The following is a 25,384-nucleotide window of genomic DNA, read 5'->3' as shown; positions in this document are numbered from 1 at the left end:
GAGGTCTGCCGTGCGCCCCACCGCTCCGCTGATTCTGCTCGCCGCCGCCGTCGTCGCGGCCGGGACGCTCACCGGCTGCGGCGGCGGGCCCGGGAGCGACAAGGACACCGTCAAGGTCGCCTTCATCAAGGACACCAACGCCAAGGTCACGGTCCGGGACGACTACCTCCGCCTGGTGGCCCGGACGTTCGAGAAGGACAACCCGGGCAAGAAGGTCCGGCTGATCCCGATCCAGGCGTCGGAGAACGACTACTACGCCAAGATCCAGCAGATGATGCGTTCCCCCCGGACCGCCCCGGACCTGGTCTACGAGGACACCTTCCTGGTCAACTCCGACATCAAGGCGGGGCTGCTGCGGCCGCTGGACGCCCAGGTCGGCTCCTGGTCCGACTGGCGGCAGTTCGAGCCGTCCGCGAAGGCCGCGGCCCGGGGGCAGGACGGGAAGACGTATGGCGTCCCGGACGGTACGGACACCCGCGGGCTGTGGTTCAACAAGAAGATCTTCCGCCGGGCCGGCCTGCCGGCGGACTGGCGGCCGAGGACCTGGGACGAGGTGCTGGCCGCGGCCCGGACGATCAAGAAGAAGGTCCCCGGGGTGATCCCGCTGAACGTCTTCACCGGCAAGGGCGCCGGCGAGGCGGCCGTGATGCAGGGCTTCGAGATGCTGCTGTACGGCACCGGGAAGGACCCGCTGTACGCCCCGGAAGCCAAGAAGTGGGTCACCGGCAGCCGGGGCTTCCGGGACAGCCTGGCCTTCATCGACACCGTCTACAAGGAGAAGCTCGGCCCCGACGTCTCCGACGCCCTCAGCCCCAACATCCAGACGAACGTGGCCGCCGAACTGCTCCCGGAGGAGAAGCTGGCGATCGACCTGGACGGCTCGTGGCTGGGCCAGCAGTGGCAGAAGACCGGCGGCGGCAACCCCTGGCCCGAGTGGTCGACGACGCTGGGCCAGGCGCCGTTCCCCACCCGGAACGGCGAACCGCCGGGCACGGTGAGCCTGGCCGGCGGCTGGACCTGGTCCGTCCCGCAGCGGGCCCAACAGCCCGAGCTGGCCTGGAAGTTGATCCAGACGTTGCAGTCGAGGGCGAACGCGCTGGAGTGGTGCGTACGGGGTGCGCAGATCACCGTGCGGAAGGACGTCGCGGCCGATCCGCGGTACCGGAGGTCCGTGCCCGGCATCGGCTTCTTCACCTCGCTGGTGAAGGTCAGCCACTTCCGGCCCGCGCTGCCCGAGTACCCGAAGGTCGCCGCGGCGATCGGGGAGGCGATGGAGGCGGTCACCGCCGATGACTCCTCCCCGGCCGAGGCGGCCAAGGACTACGACGAGGGCCTTGCGTCGATCGTGGACGGCCGGACCGTCGCCCGGCCATGACCGGCACCGTCGCCGGCACCCGGGCCGCCGCCCCGGCCCGCACACCGCGCCCCGTCCCGGTCCGCACCCGTCTGCTGCGCTGGTCGCCGCTGCTCCCGGCCACCGTCCTGCTGCTGCTCTTCCTGGCCGGCCCGATCGCCTACTGCGTCTGCCTCGCCTTCACCGACACCCAGCTGACCGGCCAGGAGTCGGCGTCCTTCGTGGGCCTGGCCAACTTCCGGCGGGCGTTCGGCGATCCGGGGTTCCGCAACGCGGTGGTGCTGACGCTGGTGTTCACGGTGGTCTCGTCGATCGTCGGGCAGAACACCCTCGGGCTGGCGCTGGCCGGTCTGATGCGGCGCGCCTCGCGTCCCGTGCGGATGCTGACCGGCGCCGTGGTGATCACCGCCTGGGTGCTCCCGGAGATCGTCGCCGGCTTCCTGCTGTACACGTTCTTCGCGCGGCGCGGCACCTTGAACGCGGTGCTCTCCTGGCTCCATCTGCCCGCCCAGGACTGGCTGTTCACGCTGCCGATCCTGGCGGTGTCGTGCGCCAACGTCTGGCGCGGAACGGCGTTCTCGATGCTGATCTACTCCGCGGCGCTGTCCGGGATCCCGCCGGAGGTCAGCGAGTCCGCGGAGGTGGACGGCGCGGGCGGGCTGCGCCGGCTGTGGCACATCACGCTGCCGATGATCCGCCGCTCCATCGGCACGAACCTGATGCTCAACACCCTGCAGACGCTCTCCGTCTTCGGGCTGATCTGGGCGATGACCCGGGGCGGCCCGGGCAACCGCAGCCAGACGCTGCCGGTGTTCATGTACGACCAGGCGTTCCTGAAGTCGCTGATCGGCTACGGCACCGCGGTGGCGTTGCTGTTGCTGCTGGTGGGCGCGGTGTTCGCGGCCGGCTGGCTGCGCCTGATGCGCGAGGAGGTCTGACGCCGTGCCCCTGCCCCTCCCCCGGCGGATCGCCCGCCGGCTGGCCGCCGATGCCGGGCTGCTGGTCGTCGCGGTGGCGTTCGCCGTTCCGCTGCTGTGGCTGGTGCTGGCGTCGCTGGACGCGCACGCCACGCTGCGGGTGCGGCCGCCCGCGTCCCCGACGCTGGGGAACTTCTCGGCCGTGCTGACCGACGAGATCACCTTCACGCCGATGCTCAACAGCCTGCTGATCTGCGGCGGCGCCACCCTGCTCACGGTGGTCTGCGCGGCCATGGCCGCCTATCCGCTGTCCCGCTTCCGCTCCCGCTTCGCCCGGCCGTACCTGCTGACGATCCTGTTCTCGACGTGTCTGCCGATCACCGCGGTGATGGTCCCGGTGTACGGGCTGTTCGTGCAGATCAACCTGATCGACACCCGCTACGGCACCGCGCTCTTCCTGGCCGCTGCCCAACTCCCGTTCGCCGTCTGGCTGATGAAGAACTTCATGGACGGGGTGCCGCGGGCGCTGGAGGAGGCGGCGTGGACGGACGGGGCGTCCTGGCGGCAGACCCTGCTGCGGGTGATCCTGCCGCTGATGGGGCCCGGCCTCGCGGTGGTCGCGATCTACACCTTCATCATGATGTGGGGCAACTTCTTCGTGCCGTTCATGCTGCTGCTCTCCCCGGAGGAACTGCCCGCCTCGGTCAGCATTTTCAATTTCTTCGGCAATTACGGAGCCATCGCGTTCGGCGAACTCGCGGCCTTTTCCCTCCTTTACTCGGCACCGGTCGTGCTGCTGTACGTCCTCATTTCCCGGCGACTCGGCGGGGGTTTCGCACTGGGCGGCGCCGTGAAGGGGTAGTGCGGGAGCGGTGGGACGATCGGCGCTGGTGAGCCATCGATCGGCCGGAAATCTTCACGTCCTGGCCGAGAAAAGCCGGCCGGCTAGGATGTTCCTACGACCTTCATCCTTGGGTTTCCGCACCATAGGTGCGAAGCCACATCGTCACTTACCGTGTGCCAGTGAACACGCACGCCGGGGAGCCGCGCAGGCCCCCTTTCGACGCCACCGCCGCCCGCCGGTTCCGCGAGGCCCTCGGCATGACCCCTGCACATGTCGCCTACGGAATTCGCGCCGCTTTTGGAATTCCGGTCTCCCCGGCCACGGTGATGTCCTGGGAAGGAGGGGAAAGCGCTCCTACGGAATCCGAACTGACCGCACTCGCCGGTGCCCTGTGGTGCGCGCCCGGCGAACTGCTGGGCGCCCCCGGCACCCTGCGCGAGTACCGGCTCGCCGCCGCGCTGGCACCGGACGCGCTCGCCCGGCGCATCGGCATGGACCCGGCCGCCTACGAACGCCTGGAGGCCGGCGGGAAGTGGGGCGGCAATGACCGGCAGGCCGCCGCGCTGGCCGAGGCCCTGGACCTGCCGCTGCCCGCACTGCTCCGGTTCACCGGCCGGGACGCCAAGCTCTCCGAGCTGCTGACCAGCGCGGCCACCACCCGCTGGCAGGCGTACGTCCGGCCGGTCGGCAAGCTCGTCCCGCTGCCCAAGCAGCGCATCCAGGAGGTCCTGCAGGCGCTGCACGCCGACTACCAGGCGTCGATGGCGGCCACGCTCAACTGGGGCGGCGGCGACGGGACCGGGGAGTCGGGCGAGGCGGGGCGGGCCTTCCTCGACGAGATCCTCACCGAATTCTGGGCCCGGGCCGGCGCTCCGCGCTGACCGTGTGCGGCACCGGTCCGGGAGCGCACGCGGTACCGAGGAGGCCGGATCGCGCGGGCAACCCTTGAGGGGGATCCCGTCGGTCCCAGGTCGTACGGCCGTCCCCCCAGAGGTGGACACGGGAGGCCGGCGTCACTCTTCCGATCGGCCCGACTTTCGGTCCCTGGGGCCGACGCCCACCCTGACCTGCGCCTTCGAGAATGGGGAGGTCGATCTTCCCGTCCCCTTCCAGGAGTTCCCGTGTCCCACCCGGCCGCCTTCCCGGGCCTTCCCGGCTCATCCGCCCCCACCCGCGCCACCGGCGCCGTCGCCGCCCGCGCAACGGACCTGAGCAAGGTCTACGGCCACGGGGAGACCCGGGTGGTGGCGCTGGACTCCGTCTCCGTGGACTTCGGCAAGGCCCGGTTCACCGCGATCATGGGCCCGTCCGGCTCCGGCAAGTCGACGCTGATGCACTGCATGGCGGGGCTGGACAAGATATCCGGCGGCTCGGCCCGGATCGGGGACGTCGAGCTGGGCTCGTTGAACGACAAGCAGCTGACCCGGCTGCGCCGCGACAAGATCGGCTTCGTCTTCCAGGCGTTCAACCTGCTGCCCACGCTGACCGCGCTGGAGAACATCACGCTGCCGATGGACATCGCGGGCCGCAAGCCCGACCGGGAGTGGCTCAACGCGGTCATCGAGACCGTCGGACTGGGCGGGCGGCTGGCGCACCGGCCGTCCCAGCTTTCCGGCGGCCAGCAGCAGCGGGTCGCGGTGGCCCGGGCGCTGGCCGCCCGGCCGGAGATCATCTTCGCCGACGAGCCGACCGGCAACCTCGACTCCCGTTCGGGCGCCGAAGTCCTGGGTTTCCTGCGCGAGTCGGTGCGGGCGATGGACCAGACGGTGGTGATGGTCACCCACGACCCGGTCGCGGCCGGCTATGCGGACCGGGTGGTCTTCCTGGCCGACGGCCGGATCGTCGAGGAGCTGCACGAACCGACCGCGGACGCGGTGCTCGACCGGATGCGGCTGTTCGACGCCAAGGGCCGCACCAGCTAGCCACGGGCCGGACGAACCGACGCGGGCCCGCCCCGCCCCTTCCGCATGCCGAGCCCCAGGACCCAGGACTGACACCACCACCATGCTCCGTACCGCACTGCGCAATGTCCTTGCGCACAAAGCCCGTCTGCTGATGACCGCCCTCGCGGTGCTGCTCGGCGTCGCCTTCGTCGCCGGCACGCTGATCTTCAGCGACACCGTCGGCGAGGCCGTCAAGAACGCCTCCGCCAAGAACCTCCAGGACGTGGCCGTCTCCGTCCAGGCCACCGACCCCGAAGCGCCCGTCGCCGACGCCGGCAAGGACGGCAAGCGGGCCACCGCCCTCGACGACCGGCTGGCGGACCGGATCCGCGCGCTGCCGGGCGTGGCCTCGGTACGGCCGAACGTCACCGGCCAGGCCACCCTGGCCGGCCGCGACGACCAGCCGGTCGGCAACGGCTGGCAGAACCGCGCGGTCAACTACCGCCCGGGCAAGGACGGCACGGACCCCCGCTACCCGCTCGTACGGGGCCGCGGCCCGGCGAACGGCGGCGAGATCGCACTGGCCGAGTCCACCGCCGAGGCGGCCGGTGTCCGTGTCGGCGACACCGTGCGGTTCGCCACCGACGGGCCGTTGCTGAAGAAGAAGCTGGTCGGCATCGTGCGCAGCGACGACCCGCAGGTGACCGCGGGCGGCAGCCTGGCGCTGTTCGACACCGCCACCGCACAGCGGCTCTATCTGCACCCCGGCCAGTTCGACGAGCTGATCGTGTCGGCGGCGCCCGGCACCGATCAGCAGGCGCTGACCGCGAAGGTCCGCGAGCTGCTGCCGAAGGGCCGTGCCGAGGCGACCAGCGGCAGCGCGCTCGCCGCCGAGCAGTCCCGGATGATCGCCCACCAGAACAGCGCGCTGAGCCAGACCCTGCTGACCTTCGCCGGCATCGCCCTGTTCGTCGGGATCTTCATCATCGCCAACACCTTCACCATGCTGATCTCGCAGCGCAGCCGGGAGATCGCGCTGCTGCGCGCGGTGGGCGCTTCGCGCCGCCAGGTGGTGCGCTCGGTGCTCGCCGAGGCGGCGCTGCTGGGCCTGATCTCCTCGGTCGTCGGCTTCGCACTGGGGCTGGGGATCGCGGTGGGTCTGCGCGCGGTGCTGAACGCCAACGGCGCGGGCTTCCCGGACGGTCCGGTGGTCATCAGCGCGAACACGGTGCTGGCCGCGCTGGCCGTGGGCGTCGTGGTGACCGTGCTCGCGGCCTGGCTGCCGTCCCGGAAGGCGGCGCGGATCGCGCCGGTGGAGGCGCTGAGCACCGTCGAGGCGCCGCCCGCCCCGCGCAGTCTGGTCCTCCGCAACACCCTCGGTCTGCTGCTCACCGGGCTGGGCGTCGCGGTGATGCTGTACGTCTCCACCCTCAAGAGCGGTGACGACCTGCCGATCGCCATGGCCGGTTCGGCGCTGACCCTGACCGGTGTGATCGTGCTGGCGCCGCTGCTGTCCCGGCCGCTGGTCTCGCTGGCCGGGCTGGTCACCACCCGGCTGTTCGGCGTCGCCGGGAAGCTGGCCAAGGAGAACGCGCTGCGCAATCCGCGGCGCACCGCGGCGACCGGGTCCGCGCTGATGATCGGGCTCACCCTGATCACCGGCATGACGGTGGTGGGTCACTCGGCGCAGCTCGGCATGGACAAGATGGCGGGCGCCGGGCTGACCGCCGACTACCAGGTCAAGACCTCGACATACGTCGGTCTGGACCCGAAGCTGTCGAAGAAGGTGGCCGCGGTGCCGGGCGTCACGGCGATGGCCCCGCTGCGCGGCACCGGCTTCTCCACCGGCGGCGATCAGGGCTTCGGCTACGTCCAGGGCACCGATCTCGCGCAGATCGGCAAGGTGACCCGGCTGTCCTTCACCCAGGGCTCGCTGGCGGACGTCCGGCCCGGCACCCTCGCCGTCTCGCAGACCGGGGCGAAGGAACACGGCTGGCGGGCCGGCGACACGGTCCGCATCGAGTTCCAGGACAAGAAGAAGGCGACGCTGAAGGTCGCCGCGGTCTACCGGGACAACGAGGTCCTGGGCGAGTCCTTCGGCGACCTCTCGCTGGTCGACCCGCACATGTCCCCGGTCAAGAACGAGAAACTGCTGGTCAAGGCGGCGGGCGGCGGCTCCACCGCGCTGGCGAAGGAGATCCGGCACGCCCTCGGCGACAGCCCGCTGCTGCAGGTCCAGGACCGGGACGACCTCCGCAAGGAGACCGCCGGCCAGATCGACACCGTGGTCAACATGGTCTACGGGCTGCTGGGCATGGCCGTGATCATCGCGGTCGTGGGGGTGGTCAACACCCTGGCGATGTCGGTGTTCGAGCGGACCCGGGAGATCGGGCTGCTGCGGGCGATCGGCCTGGCGCGGACCGGGATCAAGCAGATGGTGCGGCTGGAGTCGGTGGTCATCTCGCTGTTCGGCGCGGTGCTCGGCATCGGGGTCGGGATCTTCCTGGCCTGGGCCGGCGGCAGCCTGGTCGGCTCGTCGTTCCCGACGTACGAGATAGTGCTGCCCTGGGGCAGGCTGGCGCTGTTCGTGCTGATCGCGCTGGTCGTCGGGGTGCTGGCGGCGCTGTGGCCGGCCCGCCGGGCGGCCCGGCTGAACATGCTGGAGGCGATCGGCGCCGAGTGAGGCGGCGCACGCACGGCGGCGCGCCTTCCCCGGCCGGGGAGGGCGCGCCGCCGTGTGCGTGCGGTGCCGTGTGGGTGGCGTGCGGTGTGGGTGGCGTGCCTGTGCGGTGCGTCGGCCGGCTCAGAAGACCGACTCGGCCTCGTCCATCCGCCACTCCGGCACGGTCTTGAGCTCGGTGATCGCGTCGGCCAGCGGCACCATCGTGATGTCCGTGCCGCGCAGCGAGGTCATCTTGCCGAAGTCCCCGCGGTGCGCGGCCTCGACGGCGTGCCATCCGAAGCGGGTGGCGAGCACCCGGTCGTACGCGGTCGGGGTGCCGCCGCGCTGGACGTGGCCGAGGATGACCGGCCGGGCCTCCTTGCCGAGGCGGTGCTCCAGTTCGCGGGCGAGGGCGGTGCCGATGCCCTGGAAGCGCTCGTGGCCGAACTGGTCGATGGCGCCCTTGCCGTAGTCCATGGATCCCGCCGCCGGGTGGGCGCCCTCGGCGACGCAGATGACCGCGAACTTCTTGCCGCGGGCGAACCGCTCCTCGACCATCGCGCACAGGTCGGCCGGGTCGAAGGGCCGCTCGGGCAGGCAGATGGCGTGCGCGCCGCCGGCCATCCCGGACTCCAGCGCGATCCAGCCGGCGTGCCGGCCCATCACCTCGACGACCATGACCCGCTGGTGGGACTCCGCGGTGGTCTTGAGGCGGTCGATGGCCTCGGTCGCCACGCCGACGGCGGTGTCGAAGCCGAAGGTGCGGTCGGTGGAGGAGATGTCGTTGTCGATGGTTTTGGGCACGCCGACGACGGGCAGTCCGGCATCCGACAGCATCCGGGCCGCGGTGAGGGTGCCCTCGCCGCCGATCGGGATCAGGACGTCGATGCCGTAGTCCTTGGAGTGGTCCTTGGCGTCCTCGCAGGCCTCGCGCAGCCGCGCGCGCTCCAGGCGGGAGGAGCCGAGGATGGTGCCGCCACGGGCGAGGATGCCGCTGACCGCCTCCAGGTCCAGCTTGCGGAAGCGGCCGTCGAGCAGGCCGGCGAAGCCGTCCTCGAAACCTATGACCTCGTCGCCGTGGCCGGTGAGGGCGCGGTGGACGACGGACCGGATCACAGCGTTCAGGCCGGGGCAGTCGCCGCCTGCGGTGAGGACTCCGATACGCATCGTGCTGTGTCTCCTGTGCTCGCTGTGGGTTCCTGAGCCGGTCCGATTGTTTCACGGGCCCGACGGGTCCCGGCCTCCCACATCGACCCCACCCCTACTGTCCCCGCCCGGCCCCCTCAAGGGAAACTGGAAGAGCGACCTAGCCACACGCGCAGGTATTGTCAAGAGGGGCAAGCCCACCATAACGGCCAAATTTGACCTTGCGACCAACGGAATGGATCGGAGAGCACGCGTGACGCGCAGCGTATACGTGACCGGTATCGACCGCGGCGACGGCCGCCAGGTCGTCGAGCTGGGAGTCATGGAGCTCCTGACCCGCCATGTCGACCGGGTGGGGGTCTTCCGCCCGCTGGTCCACGACGGACCGGACCGCCTCTTCGACCTGCTGCGGGCCCGCTACCGACTCGCCCAGTCCCCCGACACCGTATACGGCATCGGCTACGACGAGGCCGCCGCGCTCCAGGCCGAGCGCGGCACCGACGAACTGGTCTCCCGGCTCGTCGACCGCTTCCACGCCGTGGCCCGCGACTACGAGTACGTCCTGGTCCTCGGCTCGGACTACGCCGGCACCAGCCTGCCGGACGAACTGAGCCTGAACGCCCGGCTCGCCAACGAATTCGGCGCCTCGCTGATCGCCGTCGTCGGCGGCCAGGGCCAGGAGGCCGAGTCCATCCGCGCCGAGGCCCGCAACGCCTACCGCGCCCTGACGTCGCTGGGCTGCGACGTGGTCTCCGTGATCGTCAACCGGGTGGCCCCCGAACTGCGCGAGGCCGTCGTCGAGCGGCTCGCCGCCCGGCTGCCGGTGCCCTGCTACGCGCTGCCCGAGGACGGCTCGCTCTCCGCGCCGACCGTCGCCCAGATCGTGCACACCCTGGGCGCCGAGATACTCCTGGGCGACGACTCCGGCCTGGCCCGGGACGCCCGGGACTTCGTCTTCGGCGGCGCCATGCTGCCGACCTTCCTCAAGGCCCTCACCCCCGGCTGCCTCGTGGTGACCCCCGGGGACCGGGCCGACCTGGTCGTCGGCTCGCTCGCCGCGCACAGCGCCGGCGCCCCGCCGATCGCCGGTGTGCTGCTCACCCTCGACGAGCGGCCCGGCCCCGACATCATGGCGCTGGCCGGCCGGCTCGCCCCCGGCACCCCGGTGGTCTCGGTACCGGGCGGCTCCTTCCCGACCGCCGCCGAGCTGTTCGCCATCGAGGGCAAGCTCAACGCCGCCTCGCCGCGCAAGGCGGAGACCGCGCTGGGCCTCTTCGAGCGGCACGTGGACACCGCCGAGCTGACCGACCGGATCTCGGTGGCCCGCTCCGGCCGGGTCACCCCGATGATGTTCGAGCACGAGCTGATCGAGCGCTCCCGCTCCGCCCGCCGCCGGGTCGTCCTGCCCGAGGGCACCGAGGAGCGGGTGCTGCGCGCCGCCGACGTGCTGCTGCGCCGCGACGTGTGCGACCTGACGCTGCTGGGCGAGGAGGAGGCGATCCGCAAGCGCGCCGCCGACCTGGCCATCGACCTGGCGGACGCCCAGATCATCGACCCGCAGACCTCCGAGCTGCGCGAGCGGTTCGCCGAGCTGTACGCGAAGCTGCGCGCCCACAAGGGCGTCAGCTACGAGCTGGCCTACGACGTGGTCGCCGACGTCTCGTACTTCGGCACGCTGATGGTCCAGGAGGGCCTGGCCGACGGTATGGTCTCCGGCGCGGTGCACTCCACCGCGGCGACCATCCGCCCGGCCTTCGAGGTCATCAAGACCAAGCCCAACGCGCAGATCGTCTCGTCGGTGTTCTTCATGTGCCTGGCCGACCGGGTGCTGGTCTACGGCGACTGCGCGGTCAACCCGGACCCGAACGCCGAGCAGCTGGCCGACATCGCCATCCAGTCGGCCACCACCGCGGCCCGGTTCGGCGTCGAGCCGCGGATCGCGATGCTGTCGTACTCCACCGGCACCTCCGGCTCCGGCGCGGACGTCGACAAGGTCCGCAAGGCCACCGAGCTGGTCCGCGAGCTCCGCCCGGACCTCAAGGTCGAGGGCCCGATCCAGTACGACGCGGCGGTGGACGCGGCGGTCGCACGGACCAAGCTCCCGGACTCCGACGTGGCCGGCAAGGCGACCGTGCTGATCTTCCCGGACCTCAACACCGGCAACAACACCTACAAGGCCGTGCAGCGCTCGGCCGGTGCGGTCGCCGTCGGCCCGGTCCTGCAGGGCCTGCGCAAGCCGGTCAACGACCTCTCGCGCGGTGCCCTGGTCCAGGACATCGTCAACACCGTCGCCATCACCGCCATCCAGGCGCAGGGCGCCCAGCCCGGCGCCGGCCACACCGCCTGAACCCCGCCCCTCCCCGCACCCCACCGGAAAGCTCCAGATGTCTGCCACTGCCACCCGCGTCCTCGTCCTCAACTCCGGCTCCTCGTCGGTGAAGTACCAACTGCTCGACATGGGCGCGGAGTCGGCCGACGGCTCCGCCGCGGGCACCCGGCTCGCCGTCGGACTCGTCGAGCGGATCGGCGAGGAGACCTCGCGCCTGATGCACACCCCGCTGGCGGCGGGCGGCGCGAAGCGGGAGACCGAGGGCGCGATAGCCGACCACGAGGCCGCGCTGAAGGCCGTCGCCGCGGAGCTGGCCGCCGACGGCCTCGGCCTGGACTCCCCCGAGCTGGCCGCGATCGGGCACCGGGTGGTGCACGGCGGGCTGAAGTTCACCGCACCGACCGTGATCGACGACGCGGTGCTCAAGGAGATCGAGCGGCTGGTGCCGGTCGCCCCGCTGCACAACCCGGCGAACATCACCGGCATCCGGACGGCCCGGGCGCTGCGTCCCGACCTGCCGCAGGTCGCCGTCTTCGACACCGCGTTCCACACCACCATGCCGGAGTACGCGGCCCGTTACGCCATCGACGTGGCGACCGCCGACGCCCACCGCATCCGCCGCTACGGCTTCCACGGCACCTCGCACGCGTACGTCTCCCGGAAGACCGCCGAGCTGCTGGGCAAGGACCCCTCCGAGGTCAACGTCATCGTGCTGCACCTGGGCAACGGCGCCTCCGCCTCGGCGGTGGCCGGCGGCCGCTGCGTGGACACCTCGATGGGCCTGACGCCGCTGGAGGGCCTGGTCATGGGCACCCGCTCCGGCGACATCGACCCGGCGGTGACCTTCCACCTCAAGCGGGTGGCGGGGATGTCGACGGACGAGATCGACGAGCTGCTCAACAAGAAGAGCGGGCTGGTCGGGCTGTGCGGCGACAACGACATGCGGGAGATCCGCCGCCGGATCGACGAGGGCGACGAGCGGGCCCGGCTCGCCTTCGACGTCTACATCCACCGGCTGAAGAAGTACATCGGCGCCTACAGCGCGGTGCTCGGCAAGGTCGACGCGGTGGCCTTCACCGCGGGCGTCGGGGAGAACGCCGCCCCGGTGCGCGAGGCCGCCGTCGCGGGCCTGGAAGAGCTGGGCCTGGCCGTGGACGCCTCGCTGAACGCCGAACGCTCCGGCGAGCCGCGGCTGATCTCGCCCGAGTACGCCCGGGTCGCCGTCGCCGTGGTGCCCACCGATGAGGAACTGGAGATCGCCCAGCAGACATACGCCCTGGTCAACGCCTAGACGTTGGTGTTTTCACCTACCGGAATATTCCGCTCTGAAACAAACCGATAGGATCCAAGCCATGCGCCGTTCCAAAATCGTCTGCACCCTGGGCCCCGCCGTCGACTCCTTCGAGCAGCTGAAGACGCTGATCGAGGCCGGTATGAATGTGGCCCGTTTCAACATGAGCCACGGGACCCACTCGGAGCACGAGGAGCGGTACCACCGACTCCGCAAGGCCCAGGAGGAGACCGGCCGCGCCATCGGCGTGCTGGCCGACCTCCAGGGCCCCAAGATCCGTCTGGAGACCTTCGCCGACGGCCCGGTGGAGCTGGTGCGCGGCGACGAGTTCGTCATCACCACCGAGGACGTCCCCGGTGACAAGACCATCTGCGGCACGACCTACAAGGGCCTGCCCGGCGACGTCTCCAAGGGCGACCCGGTCCTGATCAACGACGGCAACGTCGCGCTCCAGGTCGTCGAGGTCGACGGCCCGCGGGTGCGCACCATCGTCATCGAGGGCGGGGTCATCTCCGACCACAAGGGCATCAACCTGCCCGGCGCCGCGGTGAACGTCCCCGCGCTGTCCGAGAAGGACATCGAGGACCTGAAGTTCGCCCTGAGGCTGGGCTGCGACATGGTCGCGCTGTCCTTCGTCCGGGACGCCAAGGACGTCCAGGACGTGCACCGCGTCATGGACGAGGTGGGCCGCCGGGTGCCGGTCGTCGCCAAGGTGGAGAAGCCGCAGGCGGTGGCCAACATGGAGGAGGTCGTGCTGGCCTTCGACGCGGTCATGGTGGCCCGTGGCGACCTGGCGGTGGAGTACCCGCTGGAGAAGGTCCCGATGGTGCAGAAGCGGCTCATCGAGCTGTGCCGCCGGAACGCCAAGCCGGTGATCGTCGCGACCCAGATGATGGAGTCGATGATCACCAACTCCCGGCCGACCCGCGCCGAGGCGTCCGACGTCGCCAACGCCATCCTCGACGGCGCCGACGCGGTCATGCTCTCCGCGGAGTCCTCGGTCGGCCAGTACCCGATCGAGACCGTCAAGACGATGTCCAAGATCGTCGAGGCGGCCGAGGAGGAGCTGCTGTCCAAGGGCCTGCAGCCGCTGGTGCCCGGCAAGAAGCCGCGCACGCAGGGCGGTTCGGTGGCCCGGGCGGCCGCCGAGATGGCCGACTTCCTCAACGGCAAGGCGCTGGTGGCCTTCACCAAGTCCGGTGACACCGCCCGCCGGCTGTCCCGCTACCGCGCGGTCCAGCCGATCCTGGCCTTCACCACCGACGTCTCCACCCGCAACCAGCTCACGCTGAGCTGGGGCGTGGACAGCTTCGTGGTGGAGCACGTCGACAACACCGACGCCATGGTCGACCTGGTGGACGCCGAGCTGCTCAAGCTCCAGCGCTACAGCGAGGGCGACACCATGATCATCACCGCCGGTTCGCCCCCCGGCGTCCCCGGCACCACCAACATGGTCCGGGTGCACCACCTCGGCGGCGGGCGCGCCTGACGCTCCCGTACGACGAAACGGCGGTGGGCCGCCCCTCCTGGAGGGGCGGCCCACCGCCGTTTCCGCGGCTCCCGGAAAGTTCCGGCCGGGCGGTGTTCCCGGTCAGTCCTCGATGGACACGTTCATGCCCGGGACGGTGAGGTTCCCGCCGAACTGGCCCGCCTGGTCGAGCTTCACCTTGGTGAAGTACGCGTAGGAGATGTTCAGCGGCGGCGGGTGCTCCGGATCGAAGACGATCGGGATCAGCCCGAAGAGGTTGGCCTGCAGCCGCTCGGTGTACATGGTCACCTTGCCGCCGCGGATCGTGGACTTGGAGTGCGGCGTCGACCGGACGTGGTAGTGCTTGCCGGACGCCTTGTCGTCCACGATCTGGTGCAGGTCGCCGATGTCCACGCTGTCCGCGGTGAACTTCAGGGCCTGCTTGGTGTGGCCGTTCTGCGTGGTGACGTTGACGACGCCCTCGTAGTTGAGACCGCGCAGGGTGAGACCGCTGGACTCCAGGTGCCAGGGGTCGTCGGGCAGGGTGACGGGCGTCTGCTCGTCCTTGCCCTTCTGCTTGTTCTCCACGACGCAGGGGTACGACTTCTTGCCGTCGGCGTCCTTGCCGTCAAGACCGCCGCCGGGCAGGGCGTTGTCGGCCGTGCCCACCGCGCCGTGCACGGTGTCGTTGACCGTCTTCGACCCGTTCTTGAGGTCACCGGCCCTCTTGGCCCCGTCCGTGAGGCCGTCGACGGTGTCCTTGACCGGGTTGGTGGTCTTGCCGTCGGAGGATGCGGTGTCCTTGGCCGCATCGTCGGACGTGGACTCCTGCGACGGGGACGGCGACGACGAGGTGGAGGGGGTCGGGCTCGGCGAGGCGGACGCCTTGTCGTCGTCCGACGAGCCCCCGCCGAGGAGACCGCCGAGCGCATCGCCGATCCCGCCCAGCAGACCCCCGTCGTCCTTGTTCTCCTCGGAGGCCGACGGCGACGGGGTCGCGGAGCCGGAGGGCTCGTCGGTCTTCGAGGCGGTGCCGGACGGCGTGGCCTCGGGTGTCTTGTCCGCTTCCTTGCCGGCCGAGGGCGACGGCGAGGCGGAGGGCTTGGCGGACGGCGTGCTGTCGTCCTTCGCCTGCCCGCCGTCCTTCTGGTCCTGCGTGCCGTCCTTGGCCTTCTCGCCGTCCTGTCCGTCCACCTTGTCCGGAGCAGTGACGCACGGGCCGTCCTTGAAGGGGCTCTTGGGCGGCGCCGATTTGGCGATCGCCATCTGGGGCGTCAGCCCCATGCCCATGAGGACGGCCGACGGCATGGCGGCGATCGCTATCGCCTTGCCCGCGGGCACGTGGAGCCGAGTCAGCAGCGGCTTTTTCGGCGCCGCGTGCCTCGGCCCGGTTCTCGCCCCGGCGGCTGCGTTCTCCTCATGCAGCTCGTCACCCGGCACGGTGCCTCCCGTTCGTTCCATTGATCGGGCTCGTTCCTGACAGGTCGTCCAGTCCGCTGCCCGAACCGCGTGCGGGGTCCGTCGCGACCACCGGCCCGGCGACGTTGCGGACCGGCTCGCCCGCGTCGTCCCCGCTCTTCTCCGGTGCGCCCGGTGCCCAGGAAACGCCCAGGCCGCCGCCGATCAACCCCATCAGGAAGCCGACCACGAGACCGCCGAAGTTCGAGACGACGATGGAGACCAGGGCCAGCAGGATCGCCGCCACACCGGCGAAGACCCGCGAGGCCGGCTGGAACCACATGGTCAGCCCGAGCACGACCAGCAGTACGCCGATGATCAGCGATCCGGCGCCGGCGGTGGTGGACATGCGGACGGTCAGGGAACCGATCGTGAGATTCGCGTAAGGGATGTACATGATCGGCAGGCCGGCCAGCAGGGTCAGAAATCCGCCCCAGAACGGGCGGTGTCCGCGCCACTCCCGGAACGAAATCCGCTTCCGGCCGACGGACTCGATCAGCCGTGGTCGCGTTTCGGCGCTCATGTCGTACAGCTCCTCGGGACTGGCAAATCGGTGGTTCTGAGCTGAGATGTCTACCAAGCGCTACCCGGCGTACGGGCACGGGGAACGGCGTGGGCCGCCGCACTGGCGCAAAGCCCCGCGCCCGTACGCTCAGTGCGTCAGTAGCACTCGTTCTTGCCCTTGGCGACGCTCATGTGCAGGCCGCTGAGCTTGAACGTGCCGGCGGTGGTGGCCCACGCCGTCTGCTTGACGTGGGTGAGCGTGGCCGAGTCGGCCTCCTGGGCGAACGAGCCCGGGTCGGCCTTGTCGCCCTTCTGGATGCCGGGGCCCTTGGACGTCGAACCCGCAGCAACACCGATGTTGATGTTGTTGAAGGTCGCGTCCGCGTCCAGCTGATCGAGGTCGATGTAGAGGTTCTTCGCCTCCACCGGCGTGCTGCCGCCACCGGCCGACAGCTTCAGCGACACATCGCCGAAGACCGGGACCGGAACGACCACCGACTGGCACAGGTTCTTGATCTTGGCGTTGGAGAACGCCGAGACCGCCACCGGGATCTGCTTGCCGCCCTTCTGGGCGTCAATGGCTCCGTACTGGACGAAGCCGGTGCCGTCCAGTCGGTCCGTAGTGACCTTGAACTGCTGGCCGGACACGCTGAACGACGCCGCGAGGGCACCCTGCGAGAGGGCAACGCCGATCGCGGCGGTCGCCGCCACGCTCGGCACCATGACGACGGCGAACCGCTTCCATCTGGTCCCGCCACGAGCCAGGGACTCCATGACTTTCCTCCTTCTCGGACGTACATCTCCGGTATCCGCCGCCCGAGTTGGGACGGACGGCCGTACCTGGGATGGGAGAAGTGCTACGTCCTCGGGAAGGAGAGCGCCTGTTCTCGGAGGCACATCGTGTTTCCGAATACCGGCGATCACCCCCGAGCGACAACCACTGGCCACGCTCTCGCGCAACCTCCTGGGACAGGCTCTGCCCAAGCGGCAGAGACCCCCCTGTCCACGGCCGGCGCCACTGCCGCCGACCACTCGGTGGGGACCCAAGTGCCCCGTCGCGCCGACCGGATGCCGGGCTGGGGAATGGACCGAGCGTGGCCGATCGTGGTCCATTCACGGCCCGTGCACAAGGGGCTCGTTACTTGCGGGTAACGGGCTGATAACCGCGCGACGACCGACCGACATCGAATCGACACACTCGGTCGCCACTCACCGCGAAGAGACATCGCGCAATTGCGGACACACTGCCGCAAGGGGGGTCGCTCTGACTTACTCCAAGTAACAGCGGCCACGTTTACCAAGTTTAGGTAAAACGTGGCCGCTGCTTCGTTTGTTTGGTCAACTCGCTGAGGGCGTACAGGTCAGAACCGGACGCCTCGTGGAACAGCGGGTCAGAACAGCACCCGGGCGAGCGCAGTACGCGCCGCGGTCACTCGCGGATCCTCTGCACCAATGACCTCGAACAGCTCCAACAGCCGGAGCCGTGCGGCCTCCCGGTCGTCCCCGGCGGTCCGCTTCACCGTCTCGACCAGCCGGCCGAAGGCGTCCTCGACGTGCCCGCCGACCAGGTCCAGGTCCGCGGCGCGGATCTGCGCCGGCACGTCGGCCGGGTTGTCCGCGGCCTCCTTGCGCACCGCCTGCGGGTCCAGGTCCTGCACCCGGCGCAGGAGTTCGGCCTGCGCGAGGCCGAGCTTGGCCTCCGGGTTGGCCGGGTCGTCGGAGAGGACGTTCTTGTACGCCTGGATGGCACCGCCCAGGTCACCGGCGTCCAGCGCCTGACTCGCGGCCTCCAGCACCGCGTCGTACGGACCCGGCGCGGGCGCGGGGGCCGCCGCCTCGGCCGCGTCCTGCGGGTCGACCGGGGCGCCGACGATGCCGAACTGCTGCTCGGCGGCCTGTACCAGCTGGTCCAGCACCTGCCGGATCTGCGCCTCCGGGGCCGCGCCCTGGAACAGCGGGATCGGCTGTCCGGCGACCACCGCGAAGACGGCCGGGATGCCCTGCACCCCGAACTGCTGGAACAGCATCTGGTTGGCGTCGACGTCGATCTTCGCCAGGACGAACTTGCCGGCGTACTCGTTCGCGAGGCGCTCCAGCAGCGGACCCAGCTGCTTGCACGGCTCGCACCACTCGGCCCAGAAGTCGATGACCACCGGGACCTCGGTGGAGCGCTGCAGGACGTCCTGCTGGAACCCGGTCTCGTCGACGTCGTACACCAGGCGGCCGCCGCCGGCCGGCGCCCGGCCCGTACGGGCGGCCTCGGCACGCGCCTGCTCCGCCTTCTGCTTCGCTTCCCCGGCCGCCTTCACCGCTGCGAGGTCGACGACACCGCTCATGGACATGTTGCGTGGCTGCATGGGTCCATCCTCCCCCCTGGGCGGCCCGTTCCGGAAAGCGATCCGGAAAGCGGTGCGGTCGTCAACGTGGTCAGCGCCTCCGGCTGACGGGGCAGCCGGTGTGATACTCGGTCCTGCGGTCGGCCACGAGGGCCGTACATCTGGCCTCGGGTCCCCACCCAGGCCGGTGGCTGTCGCTCAAGACGGATCCGCGCCGGAGAAGGACGTTCCGGAGAAGGATGCCAGTCTTACGCTACGGGTCGTAGCGTAACTCGCCGTCGCCCCCGCGCAACTACCGGTTCCGGCCCCGGGCTCCGTGATCTCCCTCACGGGGCTCCCCGCCCCGGCCCGTACTGGCCGGTATGGTCGCCCGCATGCACCACTCCGCCAGCCCGAGGAAGGGCCGCACGGGCCGCCCGCGCAGCGCCGAGACCGACCACGCGATCCTCAGCGCCACCCGTGCCGCGCTCGTCGACCTCGGCTGGGGAGGGCTGACCATGAGCGAGGTGGCGGCCCGCGCCGGGGTCGCCAAGACGACGCTCTACCGCCGCTGGGCCAACAAGAACGAGCTCGTCGTGGACGCCGTGGCCGTCCTCTTCGACGAGCTCGAACTCCCCGACCGGGGCTGTCTGCGCGCCGACATCGAGGGCGTGGTGCTGCAGTTCGGCGCGCTGCTCGCCCGGCCCGAGACCAAGACGGCCCTGATGGCCGTGGTCGCCGAGTCCACCACCGACGAGGCGCTGCACGAACGGATCCGCTCGGCCATCGTCGACCGCCAGAAGCGCCTGGTCCTGCTGGGCCGGGCGCGGGCCCAGGAACGCGGCGAACTGCCGGCCGACACCCCGGGCGAGGAGGGCGAGCGGACCGCCGCCCGCACCATGGACCTGATCTTCGACGTGATCGCCGGCGCGATCGTGCACCGCACCCTGGTCAGCGGCGAACCCGTGGACGCCGACTGGGGCCGGGACTTCACCGCCCTCTTCCTCGGCGGGCTGGCCGGTCTGGACGGTCAGCCCGGCCGGCCCGCCGGGCCCGGGTGAAGGACGCCTGCGCTCAGACCTGGTAGCGGTCCGCCGCGAAGAGATGCAGATGGTCGGCGACCCACGCCGAGGTCCGCCTCAGCCCCTCCTCCAGCGAGACCTCCGGCCGCCACCCGGCCCACTCCCGCGCCCGGGAGTTGTCCGAAAGCAGCCGCTCGACCTCGCTGCCGGAGGGCCGCAGCCGCGCCGGATCGACCACCACCTCCGCGTCCCGCCCCGAGGCCGCTATCAGCGCCTCGGCGAGCGCGCCGATCGCGATCTCCCGCCCGGTGCCGAGGTTGACCACCTGCCCCAGCGCCCGGTCGCAGTCGGCCAGCGCCAGGAACCCGGCCGCGGTGTCCGTGACGTAGGTGAAGTCCCGGGTCGGGGTGAGCGAGCCGAGCCTGATCTGCCGCGCCCCTGCGTGCAGTTGGGCCAGGATCGTGGGGATCACGGCCCGTGCGGACTGCCGGGGCCCGTAGGTGTTGAACGGCCGGACCACCGTCACCGGCAGCTCGAAGGCGTGCCAGTGCGACAGCGCCATCATGTCCGCGCCGATCTTCGAGGCGGAGTACGGCGACTGCGGCTGCAGCGGGTGGTCCTCGGCGATCGGCGCGGTGCGCGCGGTCCCGTAGACCTCACTGGTGGAGGTGTGCACCAGCCGCCGCACCCCGTGCCGCCGGCAGGCCTCCGCCACGTTCTCCGTGCCCACCACATTGGTCTGCACGTACGCGCCGGGCGAGTCGTAGCTGTACGGGATGCCGATCAGCGCGGCCAGATGGAAGACGGTGTCGCAGCCGGCGACCGCGTCCGCCACCCGGCCCGCGTCCCGCACGTCCCCGGCGACCATCTCCACCGGGCCGCCCGGCGTCAGACGGTGCGCCAGATTGCCCTTCTCCGCGTACGGCTTGTAGTGGACGAAGGCGCGTACCCGGGCGCCGGCCTCGACGAGCAGATCGACCAGCGCCGAGCCGATGAACCCCTCGGCCCCGGTGACCAGCACCCGGCGCCCGGCCCACTGCCGCCCGCCGTCGCTGCTCTTCATGCCGTTGGTGTTGGTGTTGGTGTTGGTCATGCTGACTCCTTGAGAGAGGCGTTGACGTTGCGGATCGCGGTGAGGTGGTGGTGGCCGGCCAGCTCCAGGGCCTTGGCGGCCAGCAGGTCCGCGGCGCACGCATGGGTGCCGGGGTCGGCGGCCGCGCCCATCGCGGCCAGCCGGGCGGGGTCCGTCAGCAGCGGGGTGACCAGCGCGTCCAGCCGCTCCGCCGTGGTCTCGGCGTCCGGCAGCAGCACCGCCGCCCCGACGTCGGAGAGCACCCGCGCGTTGTGCGTCTGGTGGTCGCCGGGCGCGTGCGGATACGGCACGAGCACCGCCGGCATCCCGATCGTGGCCAGCTCGGCGACGGTCGCCGAACCGGCCCGGCACACCACGAGGTCCGCCGCGGCGTACGCCAGGTCCATCCGGTCCAGATAGGGCACGGCCTCGGCGACCGCCGCCCCGCCGGTCGCCGCCAGCAGGGCCCGGGTCTCCTCCAGCGCCGCGGGACCGGTCTTGATCAGCAGCCGTAGGTCCGGCCGTGGACCGGTACGCGTCCGGTACCGGGCGGCGAGTCCCACCGCCGCCTCGGTCAGCCGGGCCGCGCCCAGGCTGCCGCCGTTGACCAGCAGCAGCCGGGCCCCGTCCGGGATCCCCAGCGCCCGCCGGGCGGCCGGCCGCAGCGCCGTACGGTCCAGCCCGGCCAGCGGGCCCACCAGCGGCATCCCGACCGTCTCGGCCCGCTCCCCGCCCGCCAGATGCGGGCGGCTGCGGTCGAAGGCGAGGGCGAGGTGCGGGGTCAGGCGGGCCGCGAACCGGTTCGCCCGGCCGGGCACCGCGTTGGACTCGTGGACCAGACTGGGCAGCCCGGCCAGCCGCGCCCCGACGATCACCGGGGCGCTCGGATAGCCGCCCATCCCGACCGCCACCTGGGCGCCCTGCTCCTTGAGGATCGTCCGGACCTGGGCGCCCGAGCGCAGCAGCGCGGCCGGCAGCAGATAGCGTCGGGCGCCGAGCGAGCGGTCGAAGGGGATCATGTCGACGGTGTGCAGCCGGTACCCGGCCTGCGGGATCAGGCGTGTCTCCAGCCCGCGTTCGGTCCCGACGAACGAGATCACCGCGTCCGGCACGGCCCTGCGGAGCGCGTCGGCGAGGGCGAGGCCGGGGTAGATGTGACCGCCGGTGCCACCCGCCCCGATCACGACAGAGAGTGGTGTGCGCATGGCCGCCACGCTCGCCATGTGCCCTAAGAAGGTTCTAAGAGAGGTGTTTGACAGCCTATGTCCATGCCGTCGTCCACTCCCGGGCACGCCCCGGCCCCCAAGATCCTCGTCGTCGACGACGAACCGGAGGTGCGTGCCGCCGTGGAGGACGGCCTGTCCGTGGAGGGCTACGCGGTCCGTGGCGCCGCCGACGGCCTGGCCGCGCTCTCGGAGGTCGCCGCCTGGCAGCCGGACGCGATCGTCCTGGACGTGATGATGCCGGTGCTGGACGGGCTCGCGGTCTGCCGCCGGCTGCGCGCGCTGGACGACCGCACGCCCATCCTCGTGCTGACCGCGCTGGACTCGGTCAGCGAACGGGTCGACGGACTGGACGCCGGCGCCGACGACTACCTGGTCAAGCCCTTCGCCCTGGACGAACTGCTGGCCCGGCTACGGGCCCTGCTCCGCCGGGCCGCGGCCCCCGCCGCCCTGGACACCCGGCTCTCCTTCGAGGACCTGGTCGTCGACCCGGTCACCCGCACCGGCCACCGCGCCGGCCGCCCCCTGGAGTTCAGCCGTACCGAGTGGGCGCTGCTGGAGCTGCTCCTGCTGCACCCGGGCCAGGTGCTGCCCCGCGAGATGATCCTGGAGCGCGTCTGGGGACGCGACTTCGGCCCGGACTCCAACTCGCTCGCGGTGTACGTCGGTTACCTCCGCCGCAAACTGGAAGCCGGCGGCGAGCCCCGCCTCGTCCACACCGTGCACGGCATCGGGTACCGCCTGGACCTCCCGGAGAACCGATGAGGGGGGCGAACGGGCCGGGCGCACCCACAGCAGGGCCGGGCGTCCCCGGGGGCGGGCCGGACGCCCCGGACGCCGCACCGGACGCCGCCCCGTGGCGACGCCACAACCACCCCCTCCGCACCCGCCTCGCCCTGGCCGCCTCCGCCGCGGTCGCCCTCGTGGCGGTCGGTGTCTGCGCCGCCGCCTTCGTGATCATCCGCTACCAGATGACCCGCCAGCTCGACCTCAGCCTGACCCAGACCGCCACCCAGCTCACCCAGCAGACCCGCAACTGGGGCCCGACCGCGGGCGACGCCTCCTGCCGCTACCAGGCCGTCACCTGCATCCAGATCGTCCCCGCCGACCCGGCGAAGGACCCGCGCGGCGGCTACCGCACCCTGCCGGTCACCGCGGCCACCCGCCAGGTCGCGGCCGGCAAGCGCCCGCCGTACTACAGCAAGCTGACCGTCGACGGACAGCCCGTCCGGATGTACACCGCGCCGCGCCCCGGCCGGCGCGAGGCGCTCCAGGTGGCGCTCCGCTCGGACACCGTCGAACGCGGGGTGCAGCACGCCGCCTGGGCGCTGTCCGCGGTCGGCGGCGCCGGCATCCTGCTGGCCGCCGCGCTCGGCTATGCGGTCTCCCGGGCGGGCCTGGCGCCGGTCGCCCGCCTCACCGCCACCGCGGAACGCATCGCCGCCACCCGCGACCCGCGCCACCGCATCGCGCTGCCGTCCGGCCCGGCCGCCCGCGAGGACGAACTCACCCGCCTCGCCGCCACCTTCAACACGATGCTCGCGGCCCTGGAGCAGTCCGTCACCGCCCAGCGCCGCCTGGTCGCCGACGCCTCCCACGAGCTACGGACGCCGCTGACCGCACTCCGTACCAACGCCGAGCTCCTCGCCCGCGCCGACCGCCTGACCGACGCCCAGCGGGACCGCGCCTCGGCCGCCCTGAGCCGCCAGCTGCGCGAGGTCACCACCCTCGTCAACGACCTCATCGAACTCGCCCGGGACGAGGAACCCCGGCCGCTGGTCGAACAGGTCCGCCCGGCCGCCCTCCTGGAACACGCGGTGGCCACCGCCCGCGAACACTGGCCGGACACCGCCTTCACCCTCCGCACCGCCCCCGGCGCGGCCCCGGTCACCGTCCCCGGCGTCCCTTCCCGTCTGACCCGCCTGCTCTCCAACCTCCTCGACAACGCCGCCAAGTTCTCCCCACCGGGTGGCCCGGTGGAAGCCGAACTGGACCGGTCGGCAGGGGACTTGGTCCTCACCATCCGCGACCACGGGCCGGGCATCGCGCCCGAAGACCTCCCCCACGTCTTCGACCGCTTCTACCGCGCCCACGCCGCCCGCGCCCTCCCCGGCTCGGGCCTGGGCCTCGCCATGGCCCGCCAGATCGCCCGTGCCCATGCCGCCGACCTCACCGCCGAACAGGCACCGGGCGGCGGGGCGCTGTTCCGGCTGCGGATTCCGGTGCCGCCCCCTGAAGGCGCGTGACGCCCCCGGAGGGGCTTGATGCCCCCGGGGGCGCTCACCGGCCGCCGGATCCGCTCACCGAGGCCGGTACGTGGCGCCGACCCCGTCGGCCTCGGCCTCCTCGGCCTTCTCCTCGACCCGCGCCCGTACCGCCTGCCGGTCCTCCGGCGACATCGACCGCCAGCTCTCCCGCATCCCGGCGATCCCGTCGGTCAGCGCCCGGTACCCGGACGGGTCGTCCAGTACGTCCTTGAGCTCAAGCCGGCCGCTGAGCATCTTGCGGGCGAGGTCCTGGAGTTCGGAGGGAGCGTTGGGGTTGTCGCGCACGGTGCGCAGAGCGGAGGTGAGGTGTTCGTTCTGTTCCTCGGCGAGGTCTCTCTCCTCGATGGGGTATTCGCGGTCGCCAGGGTTGGTGAAGGCGCTGTTGCCGGTCATGGGGAAGGGCTCCTGTCGGACGGTACGAGTCTGCGTCAGCCGAAGGCGTTGCGGACGCGTGCGGCCTCGTCCTGGCCGCCGTCGTTATCGGTGTTGGTGTTGCTCTCGGCGCGGGACCTGGCAGCTCCGCCCGCTGAGGCGGCGGACGACGAGTTCGAGTCGTCGGAGCCGCTGCTGGAGGACGACGAATCACCGGATCCGGCTTCAGCCGAGGAAGAGGATGACGAGGAACTGGAACCGCCCTCGGAGGAGCTGCCCTCAGAGGAGTTGCCGTCGCCGCCTTCCGACGGCGTGCCGTCACCCGAGGCGGCCGGCTCAGGGTCTTTGTAGGTGGCGCCGTGAACAGTCTTGGCAACCTTGGCGACCTTCTGCTCCCCCTCGTAGGCCTGCTTGGCGCCCTCGCTGAAATCGCCCGTCGCCATCTTCCCGATACCGTCGCGGACCTCACCCAAACCGTGGTAGGCGTCGACGGCCTCTTTCTTCTTGTCGACAAAGGGCTTGGCCACGGCCTCGCCCGCAGCGCCGAAGTCGAACCCCTTCTGCGCCCCGAAGTGGCTCTTGATCCCCTGCGTGGCGAGGTTCCCGACGAGCTTCTTGCCGGCGTCGATACCGAGTTCCTTGGCCAGATCAAGCGCGATCTCCTTCCCCGACCGCTTCACCTTCTGGGCGATGGCGTCCTTGATGGCCTGAATGATCTGGTCCTTCGCCTTGCTGATGATCTGGCGAACCATGACCCGGGTCGTCGCCGTGGCGGCGGCCGCCCCGGCCTCCGAGGCACCCAGCGTGACCGGCGCGGCGGCCTGGGCCGCCGCGAACTCAATGGCCAACGCGATGAGCTGAGCGATCACTGCGATCTTCATCACCATGATGATGGTGGCCACGATCTGCAGCACGATGGCAAGCGCCTCGGCGGCCTCGGCGGACTCATCGAGGAAGCCGTCGCCGGAGAACTTCTTCCACTTGTCGTTGAATGCCTCGATCGCCTCACCGGAGTTGGCGCCGCGCACCGCTTGGGTGGCGCTCTCACCCTGCTGTTGGGCCCTGCGGACGGAGGCGGCGAAGCTGCTCCAGGCCTCGGCCGCGTCGCGCATCTTGTCCTCGTCGATATTGGGCCATTGGAAGCCCAGCAGGTCGAGAACCCAGTCGACCTCGACAGGAAGCATGATGGTGGCCACTATGCGTCACTCCCCCGGGAAGCGTACTTTCGTTGGTGTAAGGATGTTTGCGGGGGCGTCC

At 71.3% G+C, this 25,384-nt stretch carries 21 protein-coding genes; 12 read left to right on the top strand and 9 right to left on the bottom strand.

The window, feature by feature from the left end:
* Positions 1 to 10: 10 nt before the first annotated feature.
* The 6 genes from AB0G35_RS16230 (at position 11) to AB0G35_RS16205 (ending at position 7,681) form a co-directional block, all read left to right on the top strand.
* Positions 11 to 1,375 (top strand): extracellular solute-binding protein, encoded by a 1,365-nt coding sequence (locus tag AB0G35_RS16230; RefSeq protein WP_360949025.1) that lies wholly within the window; start codon positions 11 to 13, stop codon positions 1,373 to 1,375.
* Entirely contained in the window at positions 1,372 to 2,292 is a 921-nt protein-coding gene (locus AB0G35_RS16225; RefSeq protein ID WP_360949023.1) for a sugar ABC transporter permease, read from the top strand. Before AB0G35_RS16230 ends, AB0G35_RS16225 begins: the two co-directional genes overlap by 4 nt.
* A gap of 4 nt (positions 2,293 to 2,296) precedes the next feature.
* A complete protein-coding gene (locus AB0G35_RS16220; protein WP_360949021.1) occupies positions 2,297 to 3,133 on the top strand; it encodes a carbohydrate ABC transporter permease in 837 nt (278 codons plus the stop codon).
* A 155-nt stretch (positions 3,134 to 3,288) separates the two neighbouring features.
* Complete coding sequence (locus tag AB0G35_RS16215; protein WP_360949019.1) at positions 3,289 to 3,996, top strand: helix-turn-helix transcriptional regulator; 708 nt, start codon at positions 3,289 to 3,291, stop codon at positions 3,994 to 3,996.
* Positions 3,997 to 4,236: 240 nt separating this feature from the next.
* Complete coding sequence (locus tag AB0G35_RS16210) at positions 4,237 to 5,037, top strand: ABC transporter ATP-binding protein (protein ID WP_360949017.1); 801 nt, start codon at positions 4,237 to 4,239, stop codon at positions 5,035 to 5,037.
* Positions 5,038 to 5,119: 82 nt separating this feature from the next.
* Positions 5,120 to 7,681 carry an FtsX-like permease family protein gene (locus AB0G35_RS16205; RefSeq protein WP_360949015.1) on the top strand — a complete coding sequence of 854 codons (2,562 nt, stop codon included), beginning with the start codon at positions 5,120 to 5,122 and terminating at the stop codon, positions 7,679 to 7,681.
* A gap of 120 nt (positions 7,682 to 7,801) precedes the next feature.
* Here AB0G35_RS16205 and AB0G35_RS16200 read toward each other — a convergent pair whose 3' ends face one another.
* Complete coding sequence (locus AB0G35_RS16200) at positions 7,802 to 8,827, bottom strand: ATP-dependent 6-phosphofructokinase (protein ID WP_360949013.1); 1,026 nt, start codon at positions 8,825 to 8,827, stop codon at positions 7,802 to 7,804.
* 232 nt (positions 8,828 to 9,059) lie between these two features.
* Here AB0G35_RS16200 and pta point away from each other — a divergent pair, with 232 nt between their 5' ends.
* From pta to pyk, 3 genes are all read left to right on the top strand, one after another.
* Positions 9,060 to 11,153: a phosphate acetyltransferase gene (gene pta / locus AB0G35_RS16195; RefSeq protein ID WP_360949011.1), complete on the top strand. Its 2,094-nt coding sequence runs from the start codon at positions 9,060 to 9,062 to the stop codon at positions 11,151 to 11,153.
* Positions 11,154 to 11,190: 37 nt separating this feature from the next.
* The gene (locus tag AB0G35_RS16190; protein ID WP_360949009.1) at positions 11,191 to 12,426 is read left to right on the top strand and encodes an acetate kinase; all 1,236 of its coding nucleotides are present in this window, start codon (positions 11,191 to 11,193) and stop codon (positions 12,424 to 12,426) included.
* A gap of 61 nt (positions 12,427 to 12,487) precedes the next feature.
* Positions 12,488 to 13,915, top strand: a complete 1,428-nt coding sequence (gene pyk / locus AB0G35_RS16185; protein WP_360949007.1) for a pyruvate kinase — start codon at positions 12,488 to 12,490, stop codon at positions 13,913 to 13,915.
* Positions 13,916 to 14,017: 102 nt separating this feature from the next.
* On the opposite strand, the gene AB0G35_RS16180 is transcribed toward pyk, so the two are convergent.
* The 4 genes from AB0G35_RS16180 to AB0G35_RS16165 all read right to left on the bottom strand — a co-directional run bounded on the left by AB0G35_RS16180 (position 14,018) and on the right by AB0G35_RS16165 (position 18,213).
* Entirely contained in the window at positions 14,018 to 15,235 is a 1,218-nt protein-coding gene (locus AB0G35_RS16180) for a hypothetical protein (RefSeq protein WP_360949005.1), read from the bottom strand.
* 88 nt (positions 15,236 to 15,323) lie between these two features.
* Positions 15,324 to 15,875, bottom strand: coding sequence for a DUF6114 domain-containing protein (locus AB0G35_RS16175; protein WP_360949003.1), 552 nt, complete (start codon positions 15,873 to 15,875; stop codon positions 15,324 to 15,326).
* A gap of 137 nt (positions 15,876 to 16,012) precedes the next feature.
* Entirely contained in the window at positions 16,013 to 16,630 is a 618-nt protein-coding gene (locus AB0G35_RS16170; RefSeq protein WP_360949001.1) for a DUF6230 family protein, read from the bottom strand.
* A 617-nt stretch (positions 16,631 to 17,247) separates the two neighbouring features.
* A complete protein-coding gene (locus AB0G35_RS16165; RefSeq protein ID WP_360948999.1) occupies positions 17,248 to 18,213 on the bottom strand; it encodes a tetratricopeptide repeat protein in 966 nt (321 codons plus the stop codon).
* Positions 18,214 to 18,566: 353 nt separating this feature from the next.
* Here AB0G35_RS16165 and AB0G35_RS16160 point away from each other — a divergent pair, with 353 nt between their 5' ends.
* The gene (locus AB0G35_RS16160; RefSeq protein ID WP_360948997.1) at positions 18,567 to 19,232 is read left to right on the top strand and encodes a TetR/AcrR family transcriptional regulator; all 666 of its coding nucleotides are present in this window, start codon (positions 18,567 to 18,569) and stop codon (positions 19,230 to 19,232) included.
* Between the two features lie 13 nt (positions 19,233 to 19,245).
* On the opposite strand, the gene AB0G35_RS16155 is transcribed toward AB0G35_RS16160, so the two are convergent.
* Together AB0G35_RS16155 and AB0G35_RS16150 are read right to left on the bottom strand one after the other, a co-directional pair.
* Positions 19,246 to 20,286 (bottom strand): SDR family NAD(P)-dependent oxidoreductase, encoded by a 1,041-nt coding sequence (locus AB0G35_RS16155; protein WP_360948995.1) that lies wholly within the window; start codon positions 20,284 to 20,286, stop codon positions 19,246 to 19,248.
* Positions 20,283 to 21,470 carry a UDP-N-acetylglucosamine--N-acetylmuramyl-(pentapeptide) pyrophosphoryl-undecaprenol N-acetylglucosamine transferase gene (locus AB0G35_RS16150; RefSeq protein WP_360948993.1) on the bottom strand — a complete coding sequence of 396 codons (1,188 nt, stop codon included), beginning with the start codon at positions 21,468 to 21,470 and terminating at the stop codon, positions 20,283 to 20,285. Before AB0G35_RS16150 ends, AB0G35_RS16155 begins: the two co-directional genes overlap by 4 nt.
* Positions 21,471 to 21,527: 57 nt before the next feature.
* On the opposite strand from AB0G35_RS16150, the gene AB0G35_RS16145 reads away from it, so the two are divergent.
* Both AB0G35_RS16145 and AB0G35_RS16140 read left to right on the top strand, forming a co-directional pair.
* On the top strand, positions 21,528 to 22,253 hold the full coding sequence (locus AB0G35_RS16145; RefSeq protein WP_360948991.1) for a response regulator transcription factor: 726 nt from the start codon (positions 21,528 to 21,530) through the stop codon (positions 22,251 to 22,253).
* Complete coding sequence (locus AB0G35_RS16140; protein ID WP_360948989.1) at positions 22,250 to 23,734, top strand: HAMP domain-containing sensor histidine kinase; 1,485 nt, start codon at positions 22,250 to 22,252, stop codon at positions 23,732 to 23,734. Before AB0G35_RS16145 ends, AB0G35_RS16140 begins: the two co-directional genes overlap by 4 nt.
* A gap of 54 nt (positions 23,735 to 23,788) precedes the next feature.
* Here AB0G35_RS16140 and AB0G35_RS16135 read toward each other — a convergent pair whose 3' ends face one another.
* Complete coding sequence (locus tag AB0G35_RS16135; protein ID WP_360948987.1) at positions 23,789 to 24,148, bottom strand: hypothetical protein; 360 nt, start codon at positions 24,146 to 24,148, stop codon at positions 23,789 to 23,791.
* Positions 24,149 to 24,183: 35 nt separating this feature from the next.
* The gene (locus AB0G35_RS16130; protein ID WP_360948985.1) at positions 24,184 to 25,323 is read right to left on the bottom strand and encodes a hypothetical protein; all 1,140 of its coding nucleotides are present in this window, start codon (positions 25,321 to 25,323) and stop codon (positions 24,184 to 24,186) included.
* Between the last annotated feature and the right edge of the window lie 61 nt (positions 25,324 to 25,384).

The sequence above is a fragment of the Streptomyces sp. NPDC021749 genome (genome assembly GCF_040640655.1).
GTDB lineage: Bacteria > Actinomycetota > Actinomycetes > Streptomycetales > Streptomycetaceae > Streptomyces.
This window is presented reverse-complemented; position numbering and strand designations above follow the sequence as displayed.